The organism is Microbacterium protaetiae, from assembly GCF_004135285.1.
Taxonomy (GTDB): domain Bacteria; phylum Actinomycetota; class Actinomycetes; order Actinomycetales; family Microbacteriaceae; genus Microbacterium; species Microbacterium protaetiae.
This window is the reverse complement of sequence record NZ_CP035494.1, coordinates 1,513,317-1,539,847: the sequence shown is the minus strand read 5'-3', so window position 1 is coordinate 1,539,847 and position 26,531 is coordinate 1,513,317. Positions and strand designations below refer to the sequence as shown.

The following is a 26,531-nucleotide window of genomic DNA, read 5'->3' as shown; positions in this document are numbered from 1 at the left end:
CCTAGAAGTCGAAGTCCGAGGTGAACGACCGCCTGATCGTGTAGTTCGCCTTCGAGAATGACTTCCACTGCGTCGTATTCGGGATCGGCTCTTCCAGCCGCAGTTCGACGGGATGATTGTTATGTTCGTCGGCGTCCTGGGTCAAGTACAAGACGGCTGTCTGATATCGATCGCGCTGGTCTTCGGCCGCGCTGTCGAATGTCAGGACGGGCTGGTCGGAGATGAGGGCCTCTCCCGCGTAAAGGCCCAGCCGCACCTGGCGCGGCTGGATCTTGTCGGTGATGGGCTCTCGCTGGAGCAGCTTGACCGCAAGCTGCCCGGTGGTGATCTTGTCAGTCTCGGGCATGAGGTCGACAGCGACCGAACGGATGTCGCTCTTGCGCTTCTTGTTGACCGTGATGACAGGGACGACGATCTCCTGCAACGATGCACCGCCGTGGACGTACCGGGTGCCCGCACCGGGCTGGCGGATGCGGTGAATCGACTTGGGGATCTGAATGTCGATGTCGCCCGCCAGCCCCACCTGGGGCGAGGTGAATGTCATGAAGGAGGGCGATGGCTTCAGCGATCGCCCGAGTGCATACCGGCGGTTGACCTTGGTGACCGCTTCACCTCGAGGAGACTCCGAGATGTAGTACGACTCCTCCAGCGGAATGTCTTGATAGAGGAACCCGTGGTCTGCGGTGATCAGGATGTTCGTAGCGTTGGCATTCGTCCACTTCTTCACAAGCAGAGCAAGCTCTCGAAGGGTCTCCTCGGCGGCCTCGAAAACGGTCCTCTCCGTTGGCGCCTTGTCACCTGCAGCGTCGATCCGGTCGTGGTAGACGTAGAAGATCTGATGCCGCGTGTACAGCTCGCGAAGCTCGCTCGCCGGCATGGACAAGACTTCGGCCGCGGTGATGGCGCACCCCTTGACCGCCTCCAGGATCTTGTCCCGGTTTGCGGTTCCGTTCGTGGGTTTCCCGTCCGCGAACACCGGCAGGCCCTCGGGGTCCAACTCGAGGCTCGACTGCGGTAGGAGCGACGCCATTCCGAGCTGGGTATAACTCGGCAGCGAGCCGAGAACGGCAGACAGCGACGCTGCGAATCGGTCCTCACCGCGGATGATCGATGTGAGTTCCTCGGCGATCTCGTAACGCATGCCGTCAGAGATGATCACCACCGCTTTGGTACGCCCGTCTTTGACGATGGGCGCAACGTGGTCGCTGAAGAAACTTGCCTGTGGCGCGAGGGCGGCCGACTTCCATTCGCTTAGGGGCTCAAGAGCCTGCTGCCAGAGCCCGCCGAAGTCGTAGAGGTATCTGTTGGCGTATTGTTTGTCGACCTCGGCCCTGAGTTTTTCGAGCGGACTCTGGAAGTCGGCGGTCTGGTGGGCGTAGGTGAATCGACGGTAGTGCTGGTCGATGCGGAACCAATCGGACTGGTACTTGTCCAGACCGGCGGCCACCGAACCGATAGCCGATGGCAGAGCGCCGATCGCTGCGAGCAAGTCCGAACCACTCTGAATGGCTTCGTAGAGCTTGGCATACTTGGCGCGCCACAGGCTGTGCTGGCGCCGCCGAACGATGTCGGCGACGTCTCGGGGTGTCACCGACTGCATCGAGACGGACGCCGCCAGGTCTCTGATCACCTTGCGGTCGACGTCCTCGAAGATCGTGACGCCGGCCAGGTCACGGAAGTCGCGGTCCTCGATTTTGGACTTCACGTCGAGCGCTTCGGCGGCGCGTGCGGCCAGCTTGGTCATGACCCCCTGGGTACGGACGTCGTATCGCAGGCCATTGAAATCACTGCGGATATTCCGGTACTCGTCCGGCGCCGACGACGCGAAGTCCTCCATGGCACGGCCGAACATCCACAGGACGAAGTCGTCGATGGTCGGTGACGTGCTCTGGTACTTGTAGATGTTCGCGAGGCCCTCCCAGAAGAACTCGTCAAGGCCGAAAGTGACGAGATCGTCGAACTTTGCTTTCCTCCCTGCGGCGTTCTCGACCAGGAGCTCACGCACGATGTCGGTCAGCTTGTTGCCCGACGATTTGACGAGCACCTGGCACATCTTGGCGCGAAGGCGGGCGGCATCGTCTCCGCGATCCAAGAGCTTCTCGAGAGCCCGCTTGCGGCTATTCGCGGCGAAGAACTTCTGGTGCTGCTCGATCACCGACAGCAGTTCCGGATCGTTCAGGCCGAGTTCCTGCTGGATCATCGAGATCTTGTCAGCCACGAATACGCCATACGCAAGCTCGAGATCGAGCAGCCAATTCGCCGTCTCCCGGGGGATGTCACCGGAACGGTAGACAAGGTACGTGCCGACCGAGTCGGCGAGGATCGTGTTCTTCACGCCGAACTCGTTGTCCTCGACACGGATGACATCGATCGCGCCAAGATCGAGTGCGTCGAGTTCGGCAGCGTACTCGCCGGCGGGATCGTGCCAGAACACGACCCGTTGGGAAGCGATCCGGCTCTGAATCGCATCCCGGACGGAGGTCAAATCGGTCACTTCGAGCCCTCCAGAAAATCCCACCCAGCGGGAGTGATCCGATACCGCTGCGCCTTGCTGCGTGGCTTGTCGGGAACCGTCATCACTAACAACCCCGCTTCTAGGAGCGGCACAACGTGCCTCGTGTAGTTCTGCGACAACGGCTTGAGTCCGACGGCTTCGAGCAGGACATCGCGGTGTACGGGGCCGTCGACCGCTGCACTCAACATCCCCACATCATACCTACCAACATGCCTACGATCTTTGCTACGCGTGTAGGTATCTCCCTCGTTCGATTGCGGGCGCATCGAATGATCGTCGATGTAGATGGTGACGCGGACCCGGTCTACGATCTCCTCGATGTCCGGTTCGGGAAGACCTGCCGCGGCAATCTCGTCGTAGACGCGGTTAAGTCCGCTTCCCCACTGCTCGATGAGCCCGGCGTCTCGGAAGATGCGTGCCAAGGACGGGTTGCGGAGTCGCGACACCCCCCGCATCATCCCCACCGTCATACCCGACACGAGTCCGCCGGGGCTCTCGATGACGATCCGGCTGTCGTAGAAGCCGACGCGGATCGGAGTGCCACGCTCCGCGTAACTCGCGTGGACGAGTGCGTTGACGACCACCTCTCGTATCGCTTTCAGCGGGATCGAGTAGACATCGTTGCGCCGCGCCTGACCGAACACTCCTGTCTTGTACGCATGCTTGGTCAGGAAGGCCATCACCTCGCCGGCCGCTTGCGGCAGCGGCTCATGGATCTCGAGCTGATCGAAGATGTCAATGCCCTGCGGACCGCGGAGTCGGCCACACTGCACCCAGGCAGAGGGGATAAACCGTGTCGGATCAGGGCATGCGGCGAGGACTCCGGCATTGGTAGGAACGGCTGTCTCCCCCTCAGCGACTGCCAGACCTAACGCGACGAGGTCTGTCGGCGTGGTCCTGCGCCCGCGGAGGTCACTGAGAAGGGCGAGGTCGAGGTCTGCGAGCGATGCCCGCAGCTCAGGGAGATCTTCAAACGCGACGCCCCGCGCAGTCCGCTCCAGTTCGGCGACCAGCGCGGGATCCGCTCGGCGGGTCGTCGACCCGAGGCGTACGTACACCCCACCGTCGATCCCCTGCGCCTTCATGTAGTGTGGCCGCCGCGTGCTCAAGGGAACCTCGACGACGAGTACGGTCGCACCGTCGACGGTGACGAGGTCGATGGCAGGAACGAGCTGGGGTTCGATGCTGTCCGCGATCAGGCTGGAGAGTCGCTCCTCCTCGGCGAGCGGATCGGCCACCCCGCTGACTGTGCCGTCATCGGCGACGCCAATGACCAATTGCCCGCCAGCGGAGTTCGCGAAGGCGACGATGGTGCGCAGCGGCTTCGCCGGCGAGGATAGATCCCGCTTGTACTCGCGCGTCTTCCCCTCGGGAGCAGTCGCCCGTCCTGCCGCATCCAAGGCGAGGAGATCGGCCATCACGAACTCGCCCCTGTCACTGGGATGCCTCCAGGCCCGGGATCTTCTTGAGCGCTGCGCCGAACTTCGGATAGTTGGCCCTGACGCCATCGTCGAGGTCGATCACGACGTTCTCCGATGCCTTCGGGAAGAGGGTGGCGTATTCGTATTCGTTCAACTCGACGAGGATCTTGCGCAGCCGATCCGCCTCCTTCGCATTGCCTGAGCGCTCGGCCTGCTGAAGGGCCGATTCCAGCTTGGTCACGTACTCACGCAGGTAGGTGAGCACCGTCGAGACGGTCGAGGGCGTGTAGCGGTGCATGTAGATCAGGGCGTTGAACGAGCCCTTGGGGCTGGAGAACAGCCAGTAGATCGGGCGCTTCTTGTAACGCTGTACATGATCCTTGTAGAAGGACTTCACGAAATAGTCGCGCAGTCTCTTCACGCCAAGCGATGCGGTCACGAACCGCAGGTTCTCCTCTAAGTGCTGCTCGCCGAACACCGTGCGGAGGAAGACCCGGAACCGATCCACGATGTCATCTTCAAACCAGTCATCGCCATCGACGATCGGGATGACGTTGTCCTTGTCGGGCAGGAACGTTGGGTTCGGGATCCGAGCGAGATAGTCGTCGAGAGTGGATCCCTGGTCGGCGAGAATCAACCCCGGCTCATCCAGGCTGTAGCGCCCGAACATACAGCCGCCGGCGTACGAGATGAGATCGATGATCGCGGACTGTGCGAACAGTGCGTCCCTCTCCTGTGGCGTCTTGCTCGGCCAGCGGAACGCGGAGTTGTTCGTCAGCGACACGCGTTCCAGCGGAACGTAGGAAGGGACCTCATCTTCGAGTCCGTAGAGCTTCGCGACTGCCTCATTGTTCTCGATCTCCAGCCGCTGCTGTTCGAGTGACCGCGACTTCCACTCGTCGCGGTGCCGCGCGACTGTCTGTTCAAGCGTCTTCAAGAGGATTCCTCACGAGGGATCGCCGAGCGCCGGTTTCACCGTGGGCCCACGGCCGGAGCACGGAAGGGTAGCCATGGGGGTAGCCGATGTGCGTTTCTCCAGGCTACCCGCCCAGCCCCAGTGTCCGAGCGGATGTCGCGAGCGCCGCACGGGTTCGCGTCTTATCGGTGTGCAGGTAGGACTGCGTGCTCAGCACGGAGGAATGGCCGAGGATCGCCTTGATCGTGGTCTCGTCGATCCCGTTGGCGAGCAGCAGCGTGGCGGCGGTATGGCGCGCTTCGTACAGCAGTGGGAGCCGCGTTCGACCGTCGGGCAGCGTCACGAGGACCTTCGCCTGCTCGGCGATCTCGTACCACTGTCTCCGGTCGAACTCCGCCGATCGCGGTGAGCCATCGTCCCGAGGCCACACCAGCCCGTAGGGCGAGACCGCGTGCCCGCGCCACACCGTCAGCGCGTCGACGAGCCACGGCACGAGTGGGACGACGCGGCTGCCAGCCCGGGTCTTCGGCCGTACCAGGTGGTAAGCGCCCTGCAGGTTGCGGGATTCGAAGCCGCGCGGGACGCGGAAGCCGCTGCGGGGATTCCGGTGTTCGACATAAGGGAGCGACTTGAGCTGCCAGGCGAGCGTCATGGTTGCACCGTCGAGGTCGACCATGTCCCAAGTCAGGCCGAGCGCCTCGGCCGGGCGGAGGCCCTCGACGAGCGCTGCCACCCACCGCGAGGCATCGGGTCGGTCGGCGGCAACCGCGAGGATCTTCATCGCATCAGCCACGCCGAGCGACTGCCTCAGCGAAGGGCCCAGTCCCGGACTGGCCGTCTCCCGCGCGCGTTGGGCGACCTGATATCCATCGGCGACCGCGTCCGCGAGGATCTTCCCCAACACCGCGTGAGTACGCTGCATCGTCGCGAGTGCGAGCCCGGCTCCTTCTTGCGACGCGGCGACTCTACGGATGTCGGACGGCGTCAAGGAATCGAGACGCAGGTGCCCGATTGCCGGGACTATCCACCGACGGACGGCCGAGCGGTCCGAGACGAACGTGCCCGGGCGCACGATGTGCTGGCGCTGGGCGAGCCACTCGTCAACCCAGCGCTTCATCGTGACGCTGGCGCATGCCCCCGCCGGGCCCTCCGTCGCGATGCGTCGTTGCGCCGCAGACAGCCGGGCAAGAACTTCCGACTGAGTCCGAGCCTTGAGCGTGAGCCGATGCCTGGTTCCCTGAGCGGTCCAGCCTGCCTCGATGGCCGCCACCCACTGCCCCCGCGAGTTCCGGTAGACCGAGCCTGTCCCTTTGCTGCGCTGCTTCGACTGTGACATCCTCCATGGTCGCCCGGAGGGTAGCCATTAGGGTAGCCATCCGTCGGTCCACCGCCGAGGACGTTGGCAACGGCGCTGCGCCCCGAACAGCTCCATGGCAGTTGGAGAAGCCGGCTGTCGGCAACACAGTTCATGAAGGATGAGTACCCGAGCGGCAAGGCCGACCTTATGACTGCATTTATGGTGCGCGGGCAGGAGCTCACGCGCCGACGGGGGTCCTGGGCCATGATCGATCTACCGTCATGGATGTCACTCAAGTCGTTCGAGGATCTGCGCCACGACCTTCTTCGGACCCAGCGGATCGCCTCGATGGTGCACCTCGGGCGGGGCGTCTTCGGGTCGGACTTCGGCTCCGTCGCCTTCGTCATCGACAACGTCCGCCCTGGGCCGAATACGACCGGTGTCTACCGGCGCCTGTTCGAGCAGCACGTTGACGTCCGGTCAGTCGCCACGATCGAGAAGCTTTTCCGCGACGCCACATACAACCGCTTCGAGGTGGCGCAGGCTGACCTCGCGGCGATCCCTGGCTCGCCGATCGTTTACTGGCTCAGTGAAAAGATGCGCGGATCCTTCGCGGCAGGGAAGCCGCTGAGCGAAGTGGCGAACCTCCGACAAGGACTCGCTACGGCTGACAACAACCGGTTTCTGCGTCAGTGGTGGGAAGTCTCTCGCGCGCGCTCCGCCTTCGGTTGCACGTCACGTGAAGAGGCCGCCGCCAGCGGCGCCCGCTGGTACCCGTACAACAAGGGCGGCGAGTTCCGGAAGTGGTATGGGAACCAGGAGTACGTCGTCAACTGGGAGAACGACGGTGCGGAGATCTTCGGTTTCAAGCCCCGATCGGTCATCCGCAATCCCGGAACCTACTTTTCACCGTCAGTGTCGTGGTCGGACATTTCGTCGGGCGAGGCCGCCTTCCGCCGCTATCCCCAGGGCTTCATCCATGACTCGACCGGTCACTCGGGGTTCGGAGATCCGGCGATGCTGGACCAGATCACATCGCTCCTGAATTCCATGTTTGTGATGGAGGTCATGAAAGTAGTGGCGCCCACTCTTCACTTCCATATTGGGTACGTCGGCCTCGTGCCGGTTGCTCCAGGTGTCAGGGACCTCTCTCGCTGCGGGGTCGATAACTTGGTTGAGACCTCGCGAGCAGATTGGGACCTCTCGGAGACGTCGTGGAGCTTCGAACGTAACCCGCTGGTCGCGCTCAGCTGACATACGGATCTCGGAGACACCAAGCGTGGCCCTTTCCGCATTCCGATAGTTCGACGAGTGGGTTCCGAGCGAACTCCCACGAGGTCTCGGAGTCGTCCCAATCCATCTGCGCCGTTGCTACTAGACTCGCGGCATTCGATGGAAGCTCCGCAAGATGGTCAACCGGGACCCTTCCCACGTCACCGATCTGGAAGTTCACGGTTGGTGCGATGGCTCTGAGGATGGCGCGAGTAAAGCTGGAGTTCATCAGGACAGCTACGCCGTCCAGAAGGCTGGCGTCACCGAACGCGGACATCCCCTTGACGTCATGGATGAACCCGGCCGGGAAGCGACGAAACGCCGCTTCCCCAGACGAAATGTCCGACCACGACACTGACGGTGAAAAGTATGACTCGGTGTTCTGTGCCCTCGACCTCGGGCGCCTGCCATCCTCAGTTCCGAATGCTCGGATCTCCGCACCGTCGTTCTCCCAGTTGACGACGTACTCCTGGTTCCCGTACCACTTCCGGAACTCGCCGCCCTTGTTGTACGGGTACCAGCGGGCGCCGCTGGCGGCGGCCTCTTCACGTGACGTGCAACCGAAGGCGGAGCGCGCGCGAGAGACTTCCCACCACTGACGCAGAAACCGGTTGTTGTCCCCCGTCTGCAAGCCGACGGCCAGGGAGGCTACCGATCCGAGTAGATCACCAGCAGTGAAGATGGCGCGCATCTTTTCACTGAGCCAGTAAACGATCGGCGAGCCGGGGATCGCGGCGAAGTCTTCGCCGGATGCCCGATGGAAGCCCGATTCTCTGGTTCGCTCCGCCAGAGCGACACGAAGATTTTCTTCCTTACGTTCCTGCCCGAGGGGCGTCAGTCGGATGAACGGTGCGTGTCTGCTGCGTTTGCCAGACATCGACAGCACGAAGGCGGCGTTGGCGCCGAAGATATCTGGGTGGTTGGACACGTCGCGCATGTGGACGAACGAGTCAAAGGCGTGGCCGTCCAGCAGACGGAGCCGCAAGGCCTCGAATGACTTGATGGACATCCAAGTGTCACCAATGACGATGGCGAGCAGCCCGTGTCGGTCGGTGAGTTCGATGCCGCGGAGCACGAAGGCCCCGTAGAGATCCTGCTTTACCTCCAGGTACTCGTCCTTCATGAACTGTGAAAGCAGAGCATTCATCTGCTTGCTGCCCATGTAGGGCGGGTTCGCAACCACCACCCCATAGCTGCTCGCAAGGTACGTGGCTTGCTCGACGACGCGCTGGGCCCAGCGGAGTGTGTCAGCCCGGAAGATGTCGCCCCCGGCTTCAAGGGTTGCGAGGTGTTCGCCAAGCCGCACGGTCAGCGCCGCGTCAGGCTGGATGAGCGCACCAAACGTGTCAGCGTGGGCGAACTCGTTCCAGAACGCCTCCTCCGCGTGCCGGTCGCCGTCGTCCGTGACGAGATAGCGCAGCTCCTCGGCATTGAACGAGATCGGCTCCAATACGCAGATGTTCGGCGCGATTGGGTTCTTCAGGAAGAGCTTGCGCTTCGCGGTGGCTTTCATCGTCAGAGCGAATGCGGCCAGCGACCCCGCACGGAGGTCGATCTCGGTGCCGAAGATGTTGTTCGCAAGGATCAGACCCGGAATCTGCGAGGGCGTGTACCCCTCCTCTTCGTAGATCGCATAGAGCAGATCGAAGGCGTAGGTCAGCATGTGCCCCGATCCGCAGGCCGGGTCGATCACTGTGAGTTCTTCGGGTGCGGTGATCTTGAGGAAGTCCGCCTCTTCATCGACGGGCGCGATGTAGTAGTCCATCCGGTCGACGAGACGGGACTCGGGATGGTTGAGCATCCACAGCCGTCCGAGCGAGTTTTCCACCAGGTACCGGACGATCCAGTGCGGAGTGAAGAGCTGAGTGGCGGCGGGGATCTCATCGGCACCCGCCTTCTTGTTCTTCTTGAACCCTGCGAAGACCTCGTCCTTCCGCTCCGAGATGTAGAACTGGTAGAGCCAGCCGATGACCTCGACGTCCCGGCACACATCCTCGGTGAGCACCGTGACAGAACGGCTCAGTACAGAGTCCTCGGCGAGCAGATTGGCGGGGATCAGCAGCTCGGTGTAGTCACCCTCACGCTCGAACAGGAAGGGCATGGCGCGATTCCAGTAGCGGCAGTAGTCCGCCAGGAGGAGCGCGTACGCCTCGGCTTGAGCATCGACGCCCGGACGCGACACACGCGTGCCATTGAGCAGACCCGTGACGGTCGCCGCGGTAGCACCCTTGACCACGTCGCCGTCGACCTGCCCGCGCTTAGCGGCTGCGAGGACTTCGGGCTGGCCGACCTGATCGGCTGCAGGCGAGACGATGCCGATGCCGGTGTAGCCGTTGGCATCCATGAAGCGCAGGCCGACGATGCGGTTGAACCACGTGTAGGCGACCTTGTCGATCACATGTGCCTTGCCCTCGACGCCTCCGCCGGCGGCGGCGATGGCCTGCTCCAGTGCGTTGACGGCACGTGGCTGTTCGACGCGCTCGGGCGACCCCGGCGCGAGTACCGCTGTGATGCGCGCGCCCACCTCGCGGATGAGTTCCGTGCGCGCCGACGTGGCGAAGGACTTGAGCGGAGCGGTATCCATCAGAGCGTGATTCGCTTTCCTGCGTCGAGGGTTGCCACGAGTGCGGCGCGATACTTGGCAAGGTAGGCATCGACGTCGTCCTCGGACTCAAGGACGCCCGATGCACCGGGTACGGTGATCGTCTTGACCGACACCATCGGCTTCGGCACGACGACTGGAGTGACTGGGCCAGGCGGCGGCGACTCAACCAACCTGTTGAGAAGTTCCGGATACTCATCCTGCTCGAATGTCGATCCCGTCTGGAGAATGAGGGCGATCTGCCCCTCGCCTGCGATCCTCGCAAGGATCAGATCGATTCGTCGGGCAACACCCTCCTGCGCCTCAGCAGTGGCCCTCGCATAGTAGGCGCTCTCGAGGATCTCCGCTTTACGTCCCTGAATCGCTTCAGTGACACTGCCGCGCTTGTCGGCGACGACCTCGTCGATACGCCCACGCAGAGCGTCAGCCGCGACCTTGAGCTGATTCATCTTGTTGCTGCGGAACGCATTGGCGTCCACGAGCAGCCCCATGACGACATCGGCGCAGCCGGCAGGAAGATAGTTGAGGTTCCCCACATTGGCGTTCAGGAGAGCCTGCGCCTCGTCGAAGATCTTCGCCTGCTGGCCATTGAGGAAGGACCGGATCGGGTCGATCAGATCCTCCTTCACCTCCAGCAGCTCGTCAGCAGTGTCGAAATCGCTGAGATACCAGTTGACCGGCTTACCGACGACCTCGTCAAGCAAAGCGACAGCACTCTTGAGTTGACCGACGAACGGATACCGGCTGGTGTTCACGAGGGTGTTGAGCTCCTCACGCCTCGACGCGAGCCGGTCCTTGCCGAACCGGGCGAGCTCGGCGGAGTCGCTCGGAACGGCGCCCTCATCGAAGAACTCTGTGCAGAACCTCTTGAAGGCGGCGACCTTCGCCGGATCATAAGTCTTCTGCGGCGCGACGACGACATACGGGTGCTTCCCCGTGTTCCGGATGAGGTCGATCGTCTCCGTGCGGACAACTGGATTCGAGCTGACGCTCAGCACCACCCTGCCATTGCCGACGAGCCATCCCAGCACGACTTCGATGGACCCGAGATCCCACCCGTATGGCTTAGCCTCGAAGCGATCGACGATCTTCTTGATCGTCAACTGCTCGCCGACAGTCTTCTGCGTGATGATCCACGACTCCATCTCCGTCGCGGGAGAGGCGAGCATGCTCAGGCTTGAGGAACTGAACAGCGCCGGGTCGTTGCGAACCGCACCGGCGACGTCGCGTTCGGAATACACCTTCCCGCCGAGCAATCCGAGGTTCGTGTAGGTCCGGCTGATGAGTTCCTGGAATCCATCTGAGACCCGGGTCACAGCATCCTGTGCACCGGAGGGAATCTCCGCAGCGTTGATGATCAGCTGCGCCTTGCCGACGGCCTGGCGTAGTCGCTCGATGAACTCCTTCTCCCGATCGGCATTGAGCGACTGCTTGGACTGCAGGATTCGTTGCATCGACGGCGTCGCACCGGAATTGGTGCGCTGCTTGATGTACTTCTCGGTCTTCAGGAGCAGGCGCAAGTCTGCAAGCAGTCGCTTGTCGCGGCCGAGGAAGACCCGCAACTCATCCCGGCCCATGCTCTGCGCCAAGATCTCAGAGTCACTGTAGCTCGTCTCGGGCGTGATGAAGTGGATGGTCAGTTCACGCTGGTTTCCCTGCACGACATCGTCGAGCTTGTAACCGAACGAGAAGTCCTGCCCGTTCTTCGCATACTTGATCTTGTTGGTCTTGAGCACGTCGGACGAGAGATAGCGGAAGAGCTTGCTCGAGACATCGCTCGAGTCGATGTCGAACGCCTTGATCTCCTTCTCGATCTCCTGTTCCTCATTGGTGAGATACAGGTAGAGATTGCCGTTCCGCTGGACATACGACTGGGATTCCAGCAGGTTGAGGGCCTCCTGCACCTGCGCACCAAGTCCGGTGAGGTCGAGCCCGAAGCGGTCGTAGACGAGCACGGTGAGGTTGCGCGGAGTGGCTTTGAAGGTGTCGACGTATTTGACCAGGAACAGCGCCTTAAGCAGCCGGTTGGCGAGGATCGTGATGTCCGATGCTGGGTCGGGCAGGTGTTTCTCGGCCTGGAGGATCGCGCTCTGGGCCGACGACTTCAGCGCGGCACTGATGCCCGCGAACATCTGGTCGAAGGTCGCGAGATAGCCAACCTGTTCGGCTCCGATGCGCTTGGCGACCTCCTGTACGACACCGAGCATCGAACGCTCGCCGACAGAGCTGTTCTTGCCCTCGAACATGTTGCGATCGGACAGCGTCTCGATCGCAGCCTGGAACATCGGGATCTGGTACGTGACGAACGGGTACATGTTGATGAAGTGCGCCTCATCGACATAGTTGCGGTAGGTCTTCGCGCCGTCGACGAAGTTGAAGATGGTCGGGAAGTTCGCTGCCTCCTGAGAGTGGATCGATACGAGGGCGGCAGCGCCCGCATCGTTCTTCTCCAGCAGTCTTTTGCTGATGACTTCTTCGACGTCCTGACTGGTGAGCTTCACCTTGACGCGGAACCGAGCCTGGATCTTGGAGAAGTCGTTGCCCTGCTGCTTCGTGCGATCGCCGACGACCTTGTCCATATCCTCCTGAGAAGTGACGAAGACCCACGACTGTCCCTTGCACTTCGTGTTGAGGGACTCGGCGATCGTCTGCAGGTTGAGCATGAGCTTCACGTCGTCGGCGATGAACTGCCCGACCTCATCGACGAAGAAGTTGAGCCGGAACCCCGGCTCCTGCCTGTCCAGCCACGCCTTCACCGACGTGGCGAAGTCTTCGATCGAGAGCGCGTAGGACTTCTGATATTGCGCGATGATCCCCGGGTTCGCCTCGCCGTTGACCTCGGCGAACGCCTTGTCGATGTTGTGGCCCTCAAGCGCCGTCTGCTCGCGCCCCTGTGACCAGTCGATTCCGGCATGTGCGGCGAATGCCGCCTTGAACGCGTCATACTGGCCGCGCTTGTCGAGGTCCTCCTCGAAGCGGGCGACGGCGCCATCGTTGCCGAAGTAGCCGCGGCTCTCGTCGAAGACCTTGACGAAGACCTTAAGCAGAGCGTCGGTCTGGTCCTTGGCGATCAGGGTTGCCTTCTGGTCGATGTTGAAAAGCAGGCTCTTCGCCGGGATAGCAGCGGCCTTCTTCAGTGAAGCAACGAGCATCGCATCGTCGTCAGTCTTACCGAGAAAGCTCTCACTCACCCGTTCCCGTGAGAACGACTGACCCTCGACGTCACCGAGCAGATGCGCCAGCATCTTGAGCAGGTGCGACTTTCCGGAACCGAAGAAGCCCGAGACCCACACGCCGTTGGCGTTCGTGTAGTTGGTGTACTCCACCAGCAGCGGCGCGACGCCCTTCGCGGCGTCGTTCGTGAAGACGTATTCTTCGACCTCGATGCCCAGGTGGTCGGCGTCGTCGGCCTTGACGACACCCTCGATGGAGCGGGTGACATCTTTGAGGAAGATCTCATTGAGTTTCATCGGGTCATGCTTCCTGGTCGAGGATGCGCTTGGCGCGGTAGAAGGAGTCGTCTTTGAGCTGGCCGAACAGAACCAGGGATGAGCCCTGGGTGGCCGATACTTCGTACCGACCGGGGAAGAACATCAGCATGGGCTTGTTCGAGACGACCGTCTGCAGGTTGTTCAGCACCGTGTGCGAGCGGACGAACGGGAAAACCTCACCCACACCGGTGAGGAAGAGGATCTGGAACGGCTCTTCCGCAATGCGCTCCTTGATGGCCGGGGCGAGATGCAGCTGAGGGTCGAGCATGTTCTGGAGCATCTTGAGGAAGTCGGGTTTGTCCATCGTCGGCTCCGCGGCGAGGACGCGCTCCCAGACACCGCGGCGCTTGAGCAGGTCGACGCACAGATCGTAGAGGTTGATCTCGAGGACTTTGATGCCCAGCTCGGTGTCGAGCTTCGTCTTGATGCGCTTCTTGGCCCGGGCGACGTCGAGCGCCCACCCCGGGTCGTAGTCGTAGATGAAGTGAGCGACCTCGTTGCCGAGGCCCTCCATCTTCAGGAAGCGCTCACTGCTGAGCACCGTGAACAGGTGCTCCTCTTGCTGTGCCAGCGTGGCCCGCGAGTGCAGAGGCATCAGATCACCCTCGTCGGAAAGAAGCGGATGTCACTCGGCGTGCGCTCGGCAAGGCACTCGGCAACCCGCGCGGAGACCAGCGTGGGTTCGATTGCGCCCTCGGCAGTCAGCAGCCCGGCCTCGACCATCATCTTGAAGAGCACCTGCCTCAGCTTCTTGTAGGTGGCCACCGAGACAGTGTCGAGTTCGTCATGCCACATGCTCTTGGCCCGATAGAACGAGTCGTATTCCTCGTAGGAGACCGTGCTGGCCAGGGTGAGGAAGCGCTCGCGGAGGACTTCCTCGGCGAAGTCCCCGATGAAATCGTAGCGACGGCACGCGGCAACCCACATGAGGTGACCGCGCTCGGAGGCGGTGACCTCGGCGAAGAGTTCAATCTCAGGGTCGGACAGCACCGACATCCGGTTGACTGTTTCTCGCACACGACGCACACCCGTACTGTGTGTTCGCGCCTGAAGAAGGTTCCCGTTGACAGCGACGTCACGCACCTTCGCCCAGTCGCGATGTTCCGTGTATACGGGTGCCAACACCGCCGCCTCACGTTCCAGGAGGCCTCCGGTCGTGAACGACAGGGCATAGCGCGACGATGCGACCGGGTTGTTGCTCACGAGCACCTCATCTGCAAAACGGCAAGTCGATCAGGATGCGACTACCCCGGCACAACCGCCATACGGCATCGAAGATCACGCGCCATTCTCCCCCTCACTCCCATGCGCCCCCGCGGTTACGTGCACGCATCGGCCTTGCTGGCCCTTCACACCTAAAGCTCTCCGACTCCAAACGGATGCACAGCCACCCTATCGGCGAAGAAGATCGTCGCGCGTCTCATCCCCGTAGGTCGCCATGGTTCGCAGAATGGCGTCCCCAGCCGCCGATGACGGTTGGGAAGTAGAAGCCGGAACTCCCGCCCCGTCGGACGGGACCCGGCTTTCGCGCCGCCATAGGAACGTCGGCGATCCACTCTCGATGACGAACCCGTCAGCAAGGCTCTGCAAACGGCACCCTGGAACCTCTGCAACTCCTACCCCAGAACCTCTGCAATTCCTACCGTAGAACCGCTGCAAACGGTACCCGTGCGCCGGCGCCGCGGCATCCACCCCCTGCCTGCAAGGATGGGGCATGCCCATCCGCTACCCAGCGCCGCTCGTCCGCGGCGAAACCGTCGCTGTCACCTCGCCCTCCAGCGGCGTCACCGCCGACGAGCGGGCGCGGCTCGACGTCGCTGTCGGCGTGATCGAACAGCGCGGCTACCGGGTCGTGATCGGCGACTGCATGGACGGCGCCACCCATGCCAGCGCGCCGGCCGCCCAGCGCGCAAGCGAACTCAACACGTTCCTCACCGATCCGGCGATCAGAGCGGTGATTCCGCCGTGGGGCGGCATGACCGCGATCGACCTGCTGCCGCTTCTCGACTGGCAAGCCATCACCGCCGCCGCGCCGACCTGGTTCATCGGGTTCTCCGACATCTCGACGCTTCTCACGCCGATCACGCTGCGAACCGGCATCGCCACGCTGCACGGCAACAACCTCATGGACACCCCGTACCTCGTTCCCGACGGTCTTCTGGGCTGGCTCGACATCGTGACGCGCGACACGGGGAGTTCGTTCACCCAGATCTCGCCAGGGCGATTTCGGGCCGAGGGGTGGGATGACTATGTGACGGACCCCGACGTGTCGTCGATGACCCTGGATGCCGCGGGCAGCTGGACCCGCCTCGACGGCAGCACCGGCCAGATCGACGTGACAGGACGGCTGATCGGCGGTTGCATCGACACGCTCGCCAACGCCGTGGGAACCCCGTTCTGCGACACGGCGACGTTCGCCCGCGACCACGCGCCCGAAGGGCTCATCGTCTACATCGAGGCCGCCGACGAGGACGCCCTGACCATCTGTTCCCGCCTGCACGGCATGCGCCTGGCCGGATTCTTCGACCAGGCCAGCGCCGTGCTCGTCGGCAGGACCGCTGCCCCGGATGCGCCGTCGATGACTCAGCACGCGGCGGTCGTCGATGCGCTCGGCTCACTGGGCGTGCCCATCATCGGCGACGTCGAGTGCGGTCATGTGCAGCCGTACCTGCCGGTCGTCAACGGGTCCCTGGGCCGAGTGCGCTTCGCGGACGGCGCCGGCTCGCTCACGCAGACGCTGCGCTGATCGGCCCGCGGCCGATCACGTGCGAACTCGGCGAGAACAGGTGCGACCTCGGCGAAGGGGGCGCCCAGGCCGAGCAACTAGAATCGATACCGTCCGGCGCCCGCGATCTCTGGAGCTCAGCCGCATGCCCACCCCCACCTCTGTCCCCGTGGCAGACACCGTTGAGAATGCCGTCGCGACGCCCGACAAGGAGCAGCCTTACGCCGCCCTGGGGCTCAAGCCCGACGAGTACGAGCAGATCAAGCAGATCCTGGGCCGGCGCCCCACCAGCGGCGAGCTGGCGATGTACTCCGTCATGTGGAGCGAGCACTGCTCGTACAAGAGCTCCAAGATCTACCTCAAGCGGTTCGGCCAGAAGGTCACGCCCGAGATGAAGAAGAACCTCATGGTGGGCATGGGGCAGAACGCCGGCGTCGTCGACATCGGCCAGGGCTGGGCGGTCACCTTCAAGGTCGAGAGCCACAACCACCCCAGCTACGTCGAACCCTTCCAGGGCGCGGCCACGGGCGTGGGCGGCATCGTGCGCGACATCATCTCGATGGGTGCGCGCCCGGTCGCGGTCATGGACCAGCTGCGATTCGGCGCCATCGACCACCCCGACACGGCCCGCGTCGTGCATGGCGTGACCGCCGGCATCTCGTTCTACGGCAACTGCCTGGGCCTACCCAACATCGGCGGCGAGACCGTGTTCGACCCGGTGTACCAGGGCAACCCGCTCGTGAACGCGCTCGCGGTGGGCGTGCTGCGCCACGAAGACCTCAAGCTGGCCAACGCGTCGGGCACCGGCAACAAGGTCGTGCTGTTCGGCGCCCGCACCGGCGGTGACGGCATCGGCGGAGCATCCATTCTCGCCTCCGACACCTTCGCCGACGGCGGCCCGACCAAGCGCCCAGCCGTGCAGGTGGGCGACCCGTTCGCCGAGAAGGTGCTCATCGAGTGCTGCCTCGAGCTGTACAAGGGCGAGCTGGTCGAGGCGATCCAAGACCTCGGTGCCGCCGGCATCTCGTGCGCGACCAGCGAGCTGGCCGCCAATGGCGGCTCGGGCATGCGCGTGGATCTTGAGAACGTGCTGCTGCGCGACCCCACGCTCACGCCCGAAGAGATCCTGATGAGCGAGAGCCAAGAGCGCATGATGGCGATCGTCACGCCCGACAAGCTCGACGCTTTTCTCGAGGTGACCGACAAGTGGGATGTCGAAACCAGCGTTCTGGGCGAAGTCACCGGTGACGGGCGGCTGAAGATCTTCTGGCACGGCGAGCAGATCGTCGATGTCGATCCCTCCACCGTCGCCGTCGACGGCCCGGTGTATGAGCGGCCGGTCGCGTACCCGAGTTGGATCGACGCTCTGCAGCAAGACCCGGCCGCCGCCCTTGCGCGCACAGACGACCCCGCCACGCTGCGCGACCAGTTCGTGCGCCTGGTCTCCGGCCCCAACCAGGCCGACACGTCGTGGATCACCAACCAGTACGACTACTACGTGATGGGCAACACGGCGCTGTCGTTCCCCGATGACGCCGGCATGATCCGCGTCGACGAGAACTCGGGGCTGGGCTTCGCCATCGCCACCGACGCGAACGGACGCTACTGCCAGCTCGACCCCTACCAGGGCGCCAAGCTGGCCCTGGCCGAGGCGTACCGCAACGTCGCCGTGACCGGTGCGGTGCCGGCCGCCGTCACCGACTGCCTGAACTTCGGCAGCCCCGAGAACCCCGAGGTCATGTGGCAGTTCTCGCAGGCCGTCGATGGGCTGGCCGACGGATGCCTCGAACTGGGCATTCCCGTCACCGGAGGCAACGTCAGCTTCTATAACCAGACCGGAGACACCCCGATCCACCCGACTCCGGTGGTGGGCGTGATGGGCATCATCGACGACGTCGCCCACCGCGTGCCCAGCGGCTGGCAAGACGAGGGCGAGAACATCTACCTGCTCGGCGTGACCGCGACAGAGCTCTCGGGTTCAGCGTGGGCCGCGACCGTGCACGGCCATCTCGGCGGGCGCCCGCCGGCCGTCGACCTGGGTGCCGAGCAGCGCCTGGCCGAACTGCTGCGCGCGGCCAACGAAGAGAACCTCATCTCCAGTGCCCACGATCTGAGCGAGGGCGGGCTCGCCCAGAGCCTGACCGACGGCGTGCTGCGGTTCGGCATGGGCGCACGGGTCTGGCTCGATGAGATCATCGACCGCGATGGGGTGGATGCCGCATCCGCCCTCTTCTCGGAATCGACGGGCCGCGTCATCGTGACGGTGCCACGCGAAGAGGACGTCAAGTTCCGCGGACTGTGCGAGGGGCGCGGCTACCCCGTGCTGCGCATCGGCGTCACCGACCAGGCCGGCCACGAGGCCGCCCTCGAGGTGCAGGGCCTGTTCACGGTGCCGGTCACCGAGCTGCGTGCGACCACGGCCGCTACCCTTCCGGCCGCCTTCGGCCCGACCGTGACCGAGTAGCCCGCCTGCTTCTGCCACCTCACGCACCGGGCGCGCCACGCCATAGACTTGTGGTCATGGCGGACGACGACGAGTACGGCTCGCTCAACGAGCGGCGACAGCGGCACATCAAGATCACCGCGTGGGTCGTCATCGTCGCGCTCATTCTGGTCGCGGGGGGCGCGACCGTCTTCGCCCTGCTGTTCGGCTGACAGTCTCGTCGTGCCCCCGCACGCGGGGCCTACGATGACAGAGTGGACCACTTTTGGGACTTCGCCGGCCACTTCTGGTGGCTCGTCTTTCCGCTCATGGGGGTGGCCGGTGGTGCCGTGCGCACGTGGCAGCGTGATGCCAAGGGACGCCACGAGCGCAAGCTCGAAACGATCCGGGTGAAGGCCGAGCTCAAGGCGGCGCAGGCCGAGGCGCGCAATCGCGGGCGACAGAAGGTGGTGGCAGCAGCATCCACCCCCGCGCAGGAGTCGCACGAGCAGCAGCTTCAGAAGCTGCTCGACGCGCATGACGCAGCCACCAAGCGCTGGCTCGACTATGAGCTCGATGTCGCGAAGCTGATCGCCTTTCCGGCGATGAGCGACGGCCGCCAACCGCTGACCGCCGCGTTCCTGCGTGCGAAGAAGGTGGCCGATCGGCTGCGCCCTGCCTCACCCAAGGTGAAGTTGAGCAAAGAGCAGCTCGACGAGTACCGCAACGCCGTCACCGACTTCGAGGTCGCCTTCGACGTGGCCGAGCGTGAGGCGCGGCGACTGAAGGACTCGACGTTCAGCGAACTCGAGCGCAAGCGCCTCGACACGGCCAAGCAGCTGCTCACCGTCGCCGTCGACCAGGCTGCCACGCCCGCCGAACGGCAACTCGCCTACAAACGCGTGCGCGAAGAGCTCGATGGGCTCATCTCGATCTCAGACGATGCCATCGAGGTGCTCGAGAAGAAGGTCGCTTTGCAGCTGCCGGCCGGGGCGACGCCCGAGCCCATCGTGCATCCGACCGCGTCACCCGCCCCGGCGACCTGGCCTGCTCCCCGCCGCGACACCTCGGCTCCCGACGCCTGACGCCCGACGAGCGGGGCTGGTCAGTCCAGCACGTCGTTCAGCCGCGGGTGCAGGTGGGGGGTGGACAGAACGGATGCCGCATGCCGGGCACCCGCAGCGAGGGCTTCGGGCAGGTCGGCACCGGCGAGGGTGGCATCGAGGACACCGGCCATGAACGCGTCGCCGGCACCGTTGGTGTCGACCACCTCGACCGGTGCCGCCGGCACGCGATGTTCCCGGCCCGCGGCATCCACCCCCACCGCCCCATCGGCGCCGAGCGTACAGACGGCGAGCGAGGCTCCCTGGTCGATCACCGCGTGCAGGAATCGGATCGGGTCGCCGATGCCGTCGGCGTTCATGAACACCGCGTCGGCGGCCGCGATGAAGGGACGCTGGAAGGTGGCGATGCCGTCGTAGTCGTGCACGTCGGTCCAGATAGGGCGGCCCGTCGCCCGCGCTCGCGGGATGAGGCGCCGCGCTTCGGGCGAGAGGTCGAGCACAATGGCCTCGGCTGCCTGCAGGGCGTCGGTGAGGGATGCCGCAGTTGCGGCACATGACTCGTCGTCGGCCTCGCCAGGAGCCGACAGATACAGCGACACCCGCTCCCCCGCCGCAGTCATGAGATTGAGGTGCCGCTCGGTGGCCGGCGCCAGCCCGGCGATGAGCGTGACGCCGGCCGTGCGAAGCGCATCGGCGACCCGGCGGCCCTCGACGTCGCCGCCCAGCAGCGCATACAGCACCGGATCGCGGCCGAAGCCGGCCAGGCCCAGCGCCTTGCCCGCTGAGGTGCCGCCGATCGTCTCGCGCTCGTCGAGTGCGAACTGCATGTGCGGCACGGGCTCAGGCAGCCGATCCAGCAGGACGATGCGATTCCACGACGCGGGGCCGGCGATGAAGACGCTCACCGGTCCATCTTGCCGTGACCCGTCGATCAGAGCTCGACCTCCTCGACCTTCACCGTCTTCGCGAGCCGCTCTTGCTGCGGCGCGGCGAGGCCCATCAGCCTCGGCGAACCGCCCCCAGCCGCGCAGCGCTGATCCGAAGTCTCGCGCACCCACGCGCGAGCGCACGGCCCGAGCCGCGCTGCGCCCTCCGCGCCAGGCGGTGTCTGCGAGCATGTGTCACACGGTGAAGGGAAGAACGAGTCGGGAGGGATGCTGCGCGTCGCGGTAGATCGTGTGCGTGACCGGGCGGCCCACCGGCAGGTGGAAGGCGTCGGGCGGCAGCAGCGAGTTGTGCTCGTCGGTCAGCGGCTCGTCGCACGACAGCTCGGCGACCACGCGGTGACCGGGCAGGATCGTGGCAGCGAACGGGTAGACCCGCAGCACATACTCCTCGATCTCGCCCGGGGTCACCGGCACCTTGCGCGTATGCGGGTGGACCGGCTCCCCCGGCTTCGACCGCTCGAGATCGAGCTCGCGCTGCGACGCCTTCAAGTACGCCGTCGTCAGCAGCTGCCGCGTGCCGTTCGGAGCGGCATCCCACAGTCGCAGGATGAAGTTCGTGTCGTCCTGGTCGATCGCCGCGAACAGGTGGAAGGCGCCGGTCCCGATCAGCTCGACGGGCTCGGTGAACACCTCGGTCGCCCAGGAGAGGATCTCGACCTTGTCGGTCACCGTCAGCGGCGCCTGGAAGAAGCCGTCGGGCGCGGCTGCCTCGGGCCCGAAGACCTCGGGCTCGAACGACAGTTTGCGCCGCGGCCGCAGGTACAGCTCCCGGTATTCGACCGGCTTGGGCGGCCACTGCGCCGCGGTGACCACCTGACGCGATCCCTCGACGAACACCTCGACGGCGGGCTCGGCGTCCACGCCGTTGTCGATGCCCTTGAGCCACTTGTCGTACCAGCGGAACATCTTGTCGTGCTCTTCGATCCAGGGCCGCGACTGCATGGGCGGGTATGACCCGATGGACAGTCGCTTGTGCGCCGAGCGCAGTGATTGGAACAGTTCGATGGTGCCGTCCATCGTCCAGCCGCGTCCCTGGTCGATCTGCAGCCATACCGGAACATCGATGTTCGGCGCCACGGTGATCGGGTTGCGCTCCTCGTACCACTCGCCGTCGAGATCGTTCGTGATGATGTCGAACCACGCCTCGTGATGCACGGGATAGTGCAGGGTGTGCACGAGGTTCGGCCAGGCCTGCACGTCGGGGTCGGCCAGTCGCTCGGCGACCCGGGCCTCGACTTCTGCGGCCGGCAGGTTCTGCAGCATCCGGCTCTTGATCCGGTCGGTGAATGCCCACCCCGAATCGCCGCCGCGGCCCTCGCGTGCCGCGCGGGGCATGAACCACATCACCCCGCCGTGGTAGGTGGTCTCGTAGAAGTCGTAGTGGCCGCCCGAGACGAAGATCGCCTTCAGGTGCGGCGGGCGCTCCGCGGCGGCGAGCACCTGCATCGACCCGTAGTACGAGATGCCGATCATTCCGACGTTGCCGTCGCACCACGGCTGGGCGGCGACCCATTCGATGACGTCGTAGGCGTCTTGTCCGAGCGAGACTCCGCCGGCGTTGTAGTTGCCGATGTGTTCGCCGCCCGATCCGCCCGACCCGCGCAGGTCGCCGATCACATGCGCGTAGCCTTCGCCGACCACCCGCGCGATGTCACCGGCCTCGATGCAGCCGTCCCACATCGGGCTCGGCCGCTGCTGCGGCGGCATCGTCAGCGCGAGCGCCTGCAGCTCTTTGCCGTAGGGGCTCAGTGCGACAAGCGCCGGCCGGGGCTTCTCATCGGGTGCGTGGTACACGTCGGCGACGAGGGTCACTCCGTCGCGCATCGGAATCTCCAGATCCTTGCGCACGCTGATGGTCTGGGCACCGGTGGTGACGGTACGGATATCGGTCATGAGCGGGCTCCTTGGTCGGCGGCGGCACCGAAGTGCTCGACATACGCGTTCATGGTCGTGAAGAAAGGTGCGGGTTCGAGGGTCGGATCCCCTGTGTAGCCCAGCTCATCGGCGACCGACTGGAACGGTGAATACGGTGACGCCGTCTCATGCAGGCCTTCGGCCAGGTGGGCCAGGGCGACGGCTCGGATGCGGGCCTCGTTGTCGATGCTGCCCTGGATCGCCTCGAGGGCGTCGGCGGCGTCGAGCACCTCGGGGAACGGCGATCCGTCGGCGCGACGATACGGATGCCCGAGGTAGAGACGCTCGGGGCGCACCCGGTCGCGCAAGAGCTCCAGGCTGGTGCGATAACGGTCGGGGTCTTCGTAGCCGGGGAATCCGCTGGCTGCGCCGTACGACTGCACGGCATCCCCGACGAACACGTCGCCACTGTCCTCCACGACGTACGCGATCGCGCCGGGCGTGTGGCCGGGAATCGAGTGGGTCGCCACCCGCACTCCCGCACCGAGATCGAGCACCTCACCGCCGTCAAGCACTGTCGTCGGCTCCATCTCGCCTCCGATGGCCGCACGCAGCAGCGCCTCTTCTTTCGCTTCGCCCTCTGGATCGGTCAGCCAGCGCCCGCGTCCGGCGCGCCACTCGGCGACGTGGGCCTCCCGAGAGCGCAGGAAAGGCACATCGGCACGATGGATGACGACCTCGGCCTTGCGTCCGGTCCGCTCCCAGAGCCCGAAGGCGCCGCCGACGTGGTCGATGTGTCCATGGGTCAGCAGAATCCAGCGCACATCTTCGATGCGACGTCCGATCGCCTCCAGACCGGCCCGCATTCCCTCCGGCGACTCGGTGACGCCGGTGTCGATGATGGCGGGCTGCGGCGCGTCGATGTAGAAGCTGCGCAGGCCGAACCGGCCCCACGGAGCGACGAGCGGATGGATGTCGGTCATCGTGACTCCCGCAGAAAGGCGCCGGCTTCGGCGAAGGTGGCGGCATACTCGGGGATCCAGGAGAAATGCTGCACGAACCCGTGGCCGGCACCCTCGTAGCGGTGCAGCGTCGTGGGGACGCCGGCATCCTGCAGCCGGCGGGCGTACAGCTCGCCCTCGTCGCGCATGGGGTCGAACTCGCCGGTCATGATGATCGCCGGCGGCAGACCGGACAGATCGTCGCGCTTGATCGGCGAGACGCGCGGGTCGAGCGGGTCGGCCCCGCTGCCCAGGTAGATCGCATTGAACGGCGCGAGCCCGGCGGTCTCCAGCCCGTAGCCGGTCGCGTTCTCGACCATGGACGGGTAGCGCTGCGGGTCGAGGTCGAGGTCGAGCGACGGGTAGAACAGCACCTGATGTGTGATGGCGTCCACGCCCCGGTCGTGCAGCAGCGCGGCCACCACCGTCGCGATGGTGCCTCCGGCGCTGTCGCCGACGACCGCAAGCGTTCCGCCGTCCCAGCCCACCGCGGCGCCCTGCTCGATGATCCACTCCACGACGCCGACGCTGTCATCCAGCGCCGCCGGGAACGCGTGCTCGGGAGCCAGCCGGTACCCGACCGAGATCACCCGCAGCCCACTCGCCGTGGCCAGCTGGCGCGCGACGTGATCGTGTGTGTTCAGGCTGCCCAGGAAGAACGCTCCGCCGTGAAAGTAAACGATCACGCCACCGACGTCCGCATCCGTGTCGTTGTAGATCCGCACCGGAACCTCGCCTGCCAGGGTGGGCGCGATCAGGTCCGTGACGTGCCGCACCGGGTGGCGCTCCTGGATCGGCGGCACGTGCGCCTCTTCGTCGGCACGCATGGCTACCGGATCGAGCGGGTCCGGATCCTCGTGCGGGAGCGTGGCGACGAAGCGGGCGATCTCGGGATGCAGCGGCACAGGTCAGACCTCCGCCGTTGCCGCGGCCTTGGGCGCCGTCGTGCCGTGCTGTCCGGGAAAGCCGTCGTCGAGCCCGTCGGCATCCCATCCCGCACGCGAGATGCGCTGGTATTCGTCGGTGATCGGTTTGCGCCGCTCCTGGTAGAGCGCGAGGCCCGCAGCGATCGAGTCGGCATCCCGTAGCGCATCGGCGATGCCCTTCGCATCGATGACCGCAGAATTCGCGCCCTGCCCCTGGTGATGCAGCATCGCGTGCGCGGCGTCACCGACCAGGGCGACCGATCGTGTGTGCCAGGAATCAACGGGGTCGATGTCGTGCGCCGAGCGGCAGTTGACCGTCGTCAGGTCGATCGATGCGGTGATCGCCTCGAACCTCGGGTCGAACCCCTGCAGCGAGGCGACGATCTGCTCCCGGGTGACCGTCGGCGACCAGGTGGCGTCATCGGAGGGCACGGTGATGTCGAACGAGACCTGACCTCGGTGCTTGAGAGGAACAAGGTACAGGTGACGGTTCGTCGGGGCATCGAAGTAGATGTGGAAGTCGTTGTCGTCGTCGTAGACGCCCGGGATCAGGTCGAGGTCGAACACGGCACGATACGCGTGCTCGTGTGCGAACACCGGCGGCTTGTCGCTGAACAGAGCACGGCGTACCCGCGAGCTGATGCCGTCCGCTCCGATGACGAGGTCGGCCGTGACGGACTCGCCGTTCTCAAAGCTGACCGTGGCGGTGTCGCCGTGGTCGACGATCCCCGTCATCCGGTATCCGAACTTCACCATGCCCGCCGGCAGCACGCTCAGCAGCGCGTCGATGAAGTCACGGCGGTGGATGAAGTGCGTGGTGGTGCCGAAGTCGTCCTTCTCGGGCCACTCCTCACGGTGAATGAGTTCGTTCTGCGGGGTGAGGATCTGCAGGCCCCAGCTCGGCGAGCTGACAGCCTCGATCGCCGCGTCGATGCCCCATTCACGGAACGCTCCCATCGAGGAGGGCCGCAGGCCGATGCCGGCGCCGACCTCTCCGGCCTGCTGCGCCTGCTCGTACACCGTGACGTCTGCACCGAGCAGGCTCAGTGCCTTGGCGGTGGATGCCCCGGCATAGCCGGCTCCGATGACAGCGACGGTGATGCCGTTCAGTTCCATGTCACTTCTCCTTGCTCGGGGTGAAGAAATCGGCGGGGTTGGTGACGAACAACCGGTGAATGGTCGCCTCGTCGATGCCGTCTTGTCTCAGATCGGGGATCAGCTGCTCGAAGAGGTAGTTGATCGTGTGCCCCTTCACCCCCGGCCAGCCCAGCGGGCTGCAGTTGGCATCCGCCGCGACCAGCACCTGGTCCACCCGCCCCGCGCGCAGGAAGCGCATGAGGTGCTGGAACCGCTCGTCGCGATGCCTCCCCCAGAACGGCGGGTCGGGCAACTCGAGGTCGTAGCCGAAGGTGTCGAACCCTATCCGTCCTCCCGCAGAGAGAATGCCTTCTTCATCGACCTTGCCTTGGCTCACGCCGTCGTCCGCGTGACCGAAGAGCACACGGCTCAGCGGCAGCCCCTCTTCGTGGAAGATGTCGATCGCCGGCTGCGAGTCGATCGCCAGGTGGGTGATGATCGGCACACCCGTGGCGAGGGCGGCGCGGGCGGCGGCGCGGTAGATCTTCAGGTCGAGCGGCGTCATCTTGAAGCCGCGGCTGACGCCGACCTTGATGATGCCGGCCTTGCCTCCGGTGCGTCCGATGCCCACTGTGAGCTCGTGGATGAACTGCTCGGCGAGGTACTCGACGGCGGCATCCGCGAAGTGCTTGAGTGCCGTGTCGCCGCCGACGAACCCGGTGCAGGCGATGATGTTGACGCCGGTCTTGTCCGAGAGGGACTTGTAGTAGTCGACGTCGCGGCCGTTGCAGATGCCGGTCGCGTCGACGTAGGTGTTCCCGCCGTTCTCGCGGTACGCGCGCAGCTTCGGCACGGTCTCGCTGTAGCGGACCTCGGGGTCCTTCCACCAGCGAGTGTCCAGTTCGCTTCCGGGCATCCCGTAACCGATGTGCTCATGAATGGATGTGAAGCCGAGCTCTTCGACGGCAATCGGTCCCAGAACAGTGTTCACGCGGGTCATC

19 protein-coding genes are annotated in these 26,531 nt (G+C 64.8%); 5 read left to right on the top strand and 14 right to left on the bottom strand.

Features of this window, described 5'->3' with window-relative positions:
- Nucleotide 1: 1 nt before the first annotated feature.
- The 4 genes from pglZ to ET475_RS07165 form a co-directional block, all read right to left on the bottom strand.
- Complete coding sequence (gene pglZ / locus ET475_RS07180; protein WP_129387851.1) at nucleotides 2-2,494, bottom strand: BREX-1 system phosphatase PglZ type A; 2,493 nt, start codon at nucleotides 2,492-2,494, stop codon at nucleotides 2-4.
- Complete coding sequence (locus ET475_RS07175) at nucleotides 2,491-3,933, bottom strand: RNA-binding domain-containing protein (protein WP_129387848.1); 1,443 nt, start codon at nucleotides 3,931-3,933, stop codon at nucleotides 2,491-2,493. The genes pglZ and ET475_RS07175 overlap by 4 nt, the downstream gene beginning before the upstream one ends.
- A 16-nt stretch (nucleotides 3,934-3,949) precedes the next feature.
- The gene (locus ET475_RS07170; RefSeq protein WP_129387845.1) at nucleotides 3,950-4,873 is read right to left on the bottom strand and encodes a BREX-1 system adenine-specific DNA-methyltransferase PglX; all 924 of its coding nucleotides are present in this window, start codon (nucleotides 4,871-4,873) and stop codon (nucleotides 3,950-3,952) included.
- Nucleotides 4,874-4,976: 103 nt separating this feature from the next.
- Nucleotides 4,977-6,122 carry a tyrosine-type recombinase/integrase gene (locus ET475_RS07165; protein WP_165310799.1) on the bottom strand — a complete coding sequence of 382 codons (1,146 nt, stop codon included), beginning with the start codon at nucleotides 6,120-6,122 and terminating at the stop codon, nucleotides 4,977-4,979.
- A gap of 198 nt (nucleotides 6,123-6,320) precedes the next feature.
- Between ET475_RS07165 and ET475_RS07160 the strand changes: the two genes are divergently transcribed.
- On the top strand, nucleotides 6,321-7,403 hold the full coding sequence (locus ET475_RS07160; protein WP_129387839.1) for a BREX-1 system adenine-specific DNA-methyltransferase PglX: 1,083 nt from the start codon (nucleotides 6,321-6,323) through the stop codon (nucleotides 7,401-7,403).
- Here ET475_RS07160 and pglX read toward each other — a convergent pair.
- The 4 genes from pglX to ET475_RS07140 are packed head-to-tail and all read right to left on the bottom strand — an operon-like array spanning nucleotide 7,396 to nucleotide 14,717.
- On the bottom strand, nucleotides 7,396-10,005 hold the full coding sequence (gene pglX / locus ET475_RS07155) for a BREX-1 system adenine-specific DNA-methyltransferase PglX (protein ID WP_129387836.1): 2,610 nt from the start codon (nucleotides 10,003-10,005) through the stop codon (nucleotides 7,396-7,398). The genes ET475_RS07160 and pglX overlap by 8 nt on opposite strands.
- Complete coding sequence (brxC, locus tag ET475_RS07150; RefSeq protein ID WP_129387833.1) at nucleotides 10,005-13,493, bottom strand: BREX system P-loop protein BrxC; 3,489 nt, start codon at nucleotides 13,491-13,493, stop codon at nucleotides 10,005-10,007. The genes pglX and brxC overlap by 1 nt, the downstream gene beginning before the upstream one ends.
- A gap of 4 nt (nucleotides 13,494-13,497) precedes the next feature.
- Complete coding sequence (locus ET475_RS07145) at nucleotides 13,498-14,109, bottom strand: DUF1788 domain-containing protein (protein WP_129387830.1); 612 nt, start codon at nucleotides 14,107-14,109, stop codon at nucleotides 13,498-13,500.
- The gene (locus ET475_RS07140; RefSeq protein WP_129387827.1) at nucleotides 14,109-14,717 is read right to left on the bottom strand and encodes a DUF1819 family protein; all 609 of its coding nucleotides are present in this window, start codon (nucleotides 14,715-14,717) and stop codon (nucleotides 14,109-14,111) included. The genes ET475_RS07145 and ET475_RS07140 overlap by 1 nt, the downstream gene beginning before the upstream one ends.
- 511 nt (nucleotides 14,718-15,228) lie before the next feature.
- Between ET475_RS07140 and ET475_RS07135 the strand changes: the two genes are divergently transcribed.
- The 4 genes from ET475_RS07135 to ET475_RS07125 all read left to right on the top strand — a co-directional run bounded on the left by ET475_RS07135 (nucleotide 15,229) and on the right by ET475_RS07125 (nucleotide 19,746).
- Nucleotides 15,229-16,260 (top strand): S66 family peptidase, encoded by a 1,032-nt coding sequence (locus ET475_RS07135; protein WP_129387824.1) that lies wholly within the window; start codon nucleotides 15,229-15,231, stop codon nucleotides 16,258-16,260.
- A gap of 124 nt (nucleotides 16,261-16,384) precedes the next feature.
- Nucleotides 16,385-18,703, top strand: coding sequence for a phosphoribosylformylglycinamidine synthase subunit PurL (gene purL, locus ET475_RS07130; RefSeq protein ID WP_129387821.1), 2,319 nt, complete (start codon nucleotides 16,385-16,387; stop codon nucleotides 18,701-18,703).
- A 56-nt stretch (nucleotides 18,704-18,759) separates the two neighbouring features.
- Entirely contained in the window at nucleotides 18,760-18,894 is a 135-nt protein-coding gene (locus ET475_RS18255; RefSeq protein ID WP_277985768.1) for a hypothetical protein, read from the top strand.
- A gap of 42 nt (nucleotides 18,895-18,936) precedes the next feature.
- Nucleotides 18,937-19,746, top strand: a complete 810-nt coding sequence (locus ET475_RS07125; RefSeq protein WP_129387818.1) for a hypothetical protein — start codon at nucleotides 18,937-18,939, stop codon at nucleotides 19,744-19,746.
- Between the two features lie 20 nt (nucleotides 19,747-19,766).
- On the opposite strand, the gene ET475_RS07120 is transcribed toward ET475_RS07125, so the two are convergent.
- From ET475_RS07120 to ET475_RS07095, 6 genes are all read right to left on the bottom strand, one after another.
- Nucleotides 19,767-20,630: a carbohydrate kinase family protein gene (locus tag ET475_RS07120; protein ID WP_242497796.1), complete on the bottom strand. Its 864-nt coding sequence runs from the start codon at nucleotides 20,628-20,630 to the stop codon at nucleotides 19,767-19,769.
- A 216-nt stretch (nucleotides 20,631-20,846) separates the two neighbouring features.
- Nucleotides 20,847-22,565 (bottom strand): CocE/NonD family hydrolase, encoded by a 1,719-nt coding sequence (locus tag ET475_RS07115; RefSeq protein ID WP_129387815.1) that lies wholly within the window; start codon nucleotides 22,563-22,565, stop codon nucleotides 20,847-20,849.
- On the bottom strand, nucleotides 22,562-23,509 hold the full coding sequence (locus tag ET475_RS07110; protein ID WP_129387812.1) for an MBL fold metallo-hydrolase: 948 nt from the start codon (nucleotides 23,507-23,509) through the stop codon (nucleotides 22,562-22,564). Before ET475_RS07110 ends, ET475_RS07115 begins: the two co-directional genes overlap by 4 nt.
- Nucleotides 23,506-24,432, bottom strand: coding sequence for an alpha/beta hydrolase (locus ET475_RS07105; protein WP_129387809.1), 927 nt, complete (start codon nucleotides 24,430-24,432; stop codon nucleotides 23,506-23,508). Before ET475_RS07105 ends, ET475_RS07110 begins: the two co-directional genes overlap by 4 nt.
- Nucleotides 24,433-24,435: 3 nt before the next feature.
- Complete coding sequence (locus ET475_RS07100) at nucleotides 24,436-25,569, bottom strand: FAD-dependent oxidoreductase (protein WP_129387806.1); 1,134 nt, start codon at nucleotides 25,567-25,569, stop codon at nucleotides 24,436-24,438.
- A 1-nt stretch (nucleotide 25,570) separates the two neighbouring features.
- On the bottom strand, nucleotides 25,571-26,530 hold the full coding sequence (locus ET475_RS07095) for a phosphotriesterase family protein (protein ID WP_129387803.1): 960 nt from the start codon (nucleotides 26,528-26,530) through the stop codon (nucleotides 25,571-25,573).
- Nucleotide 26,531: the final 1 nt, after the last annotated feature.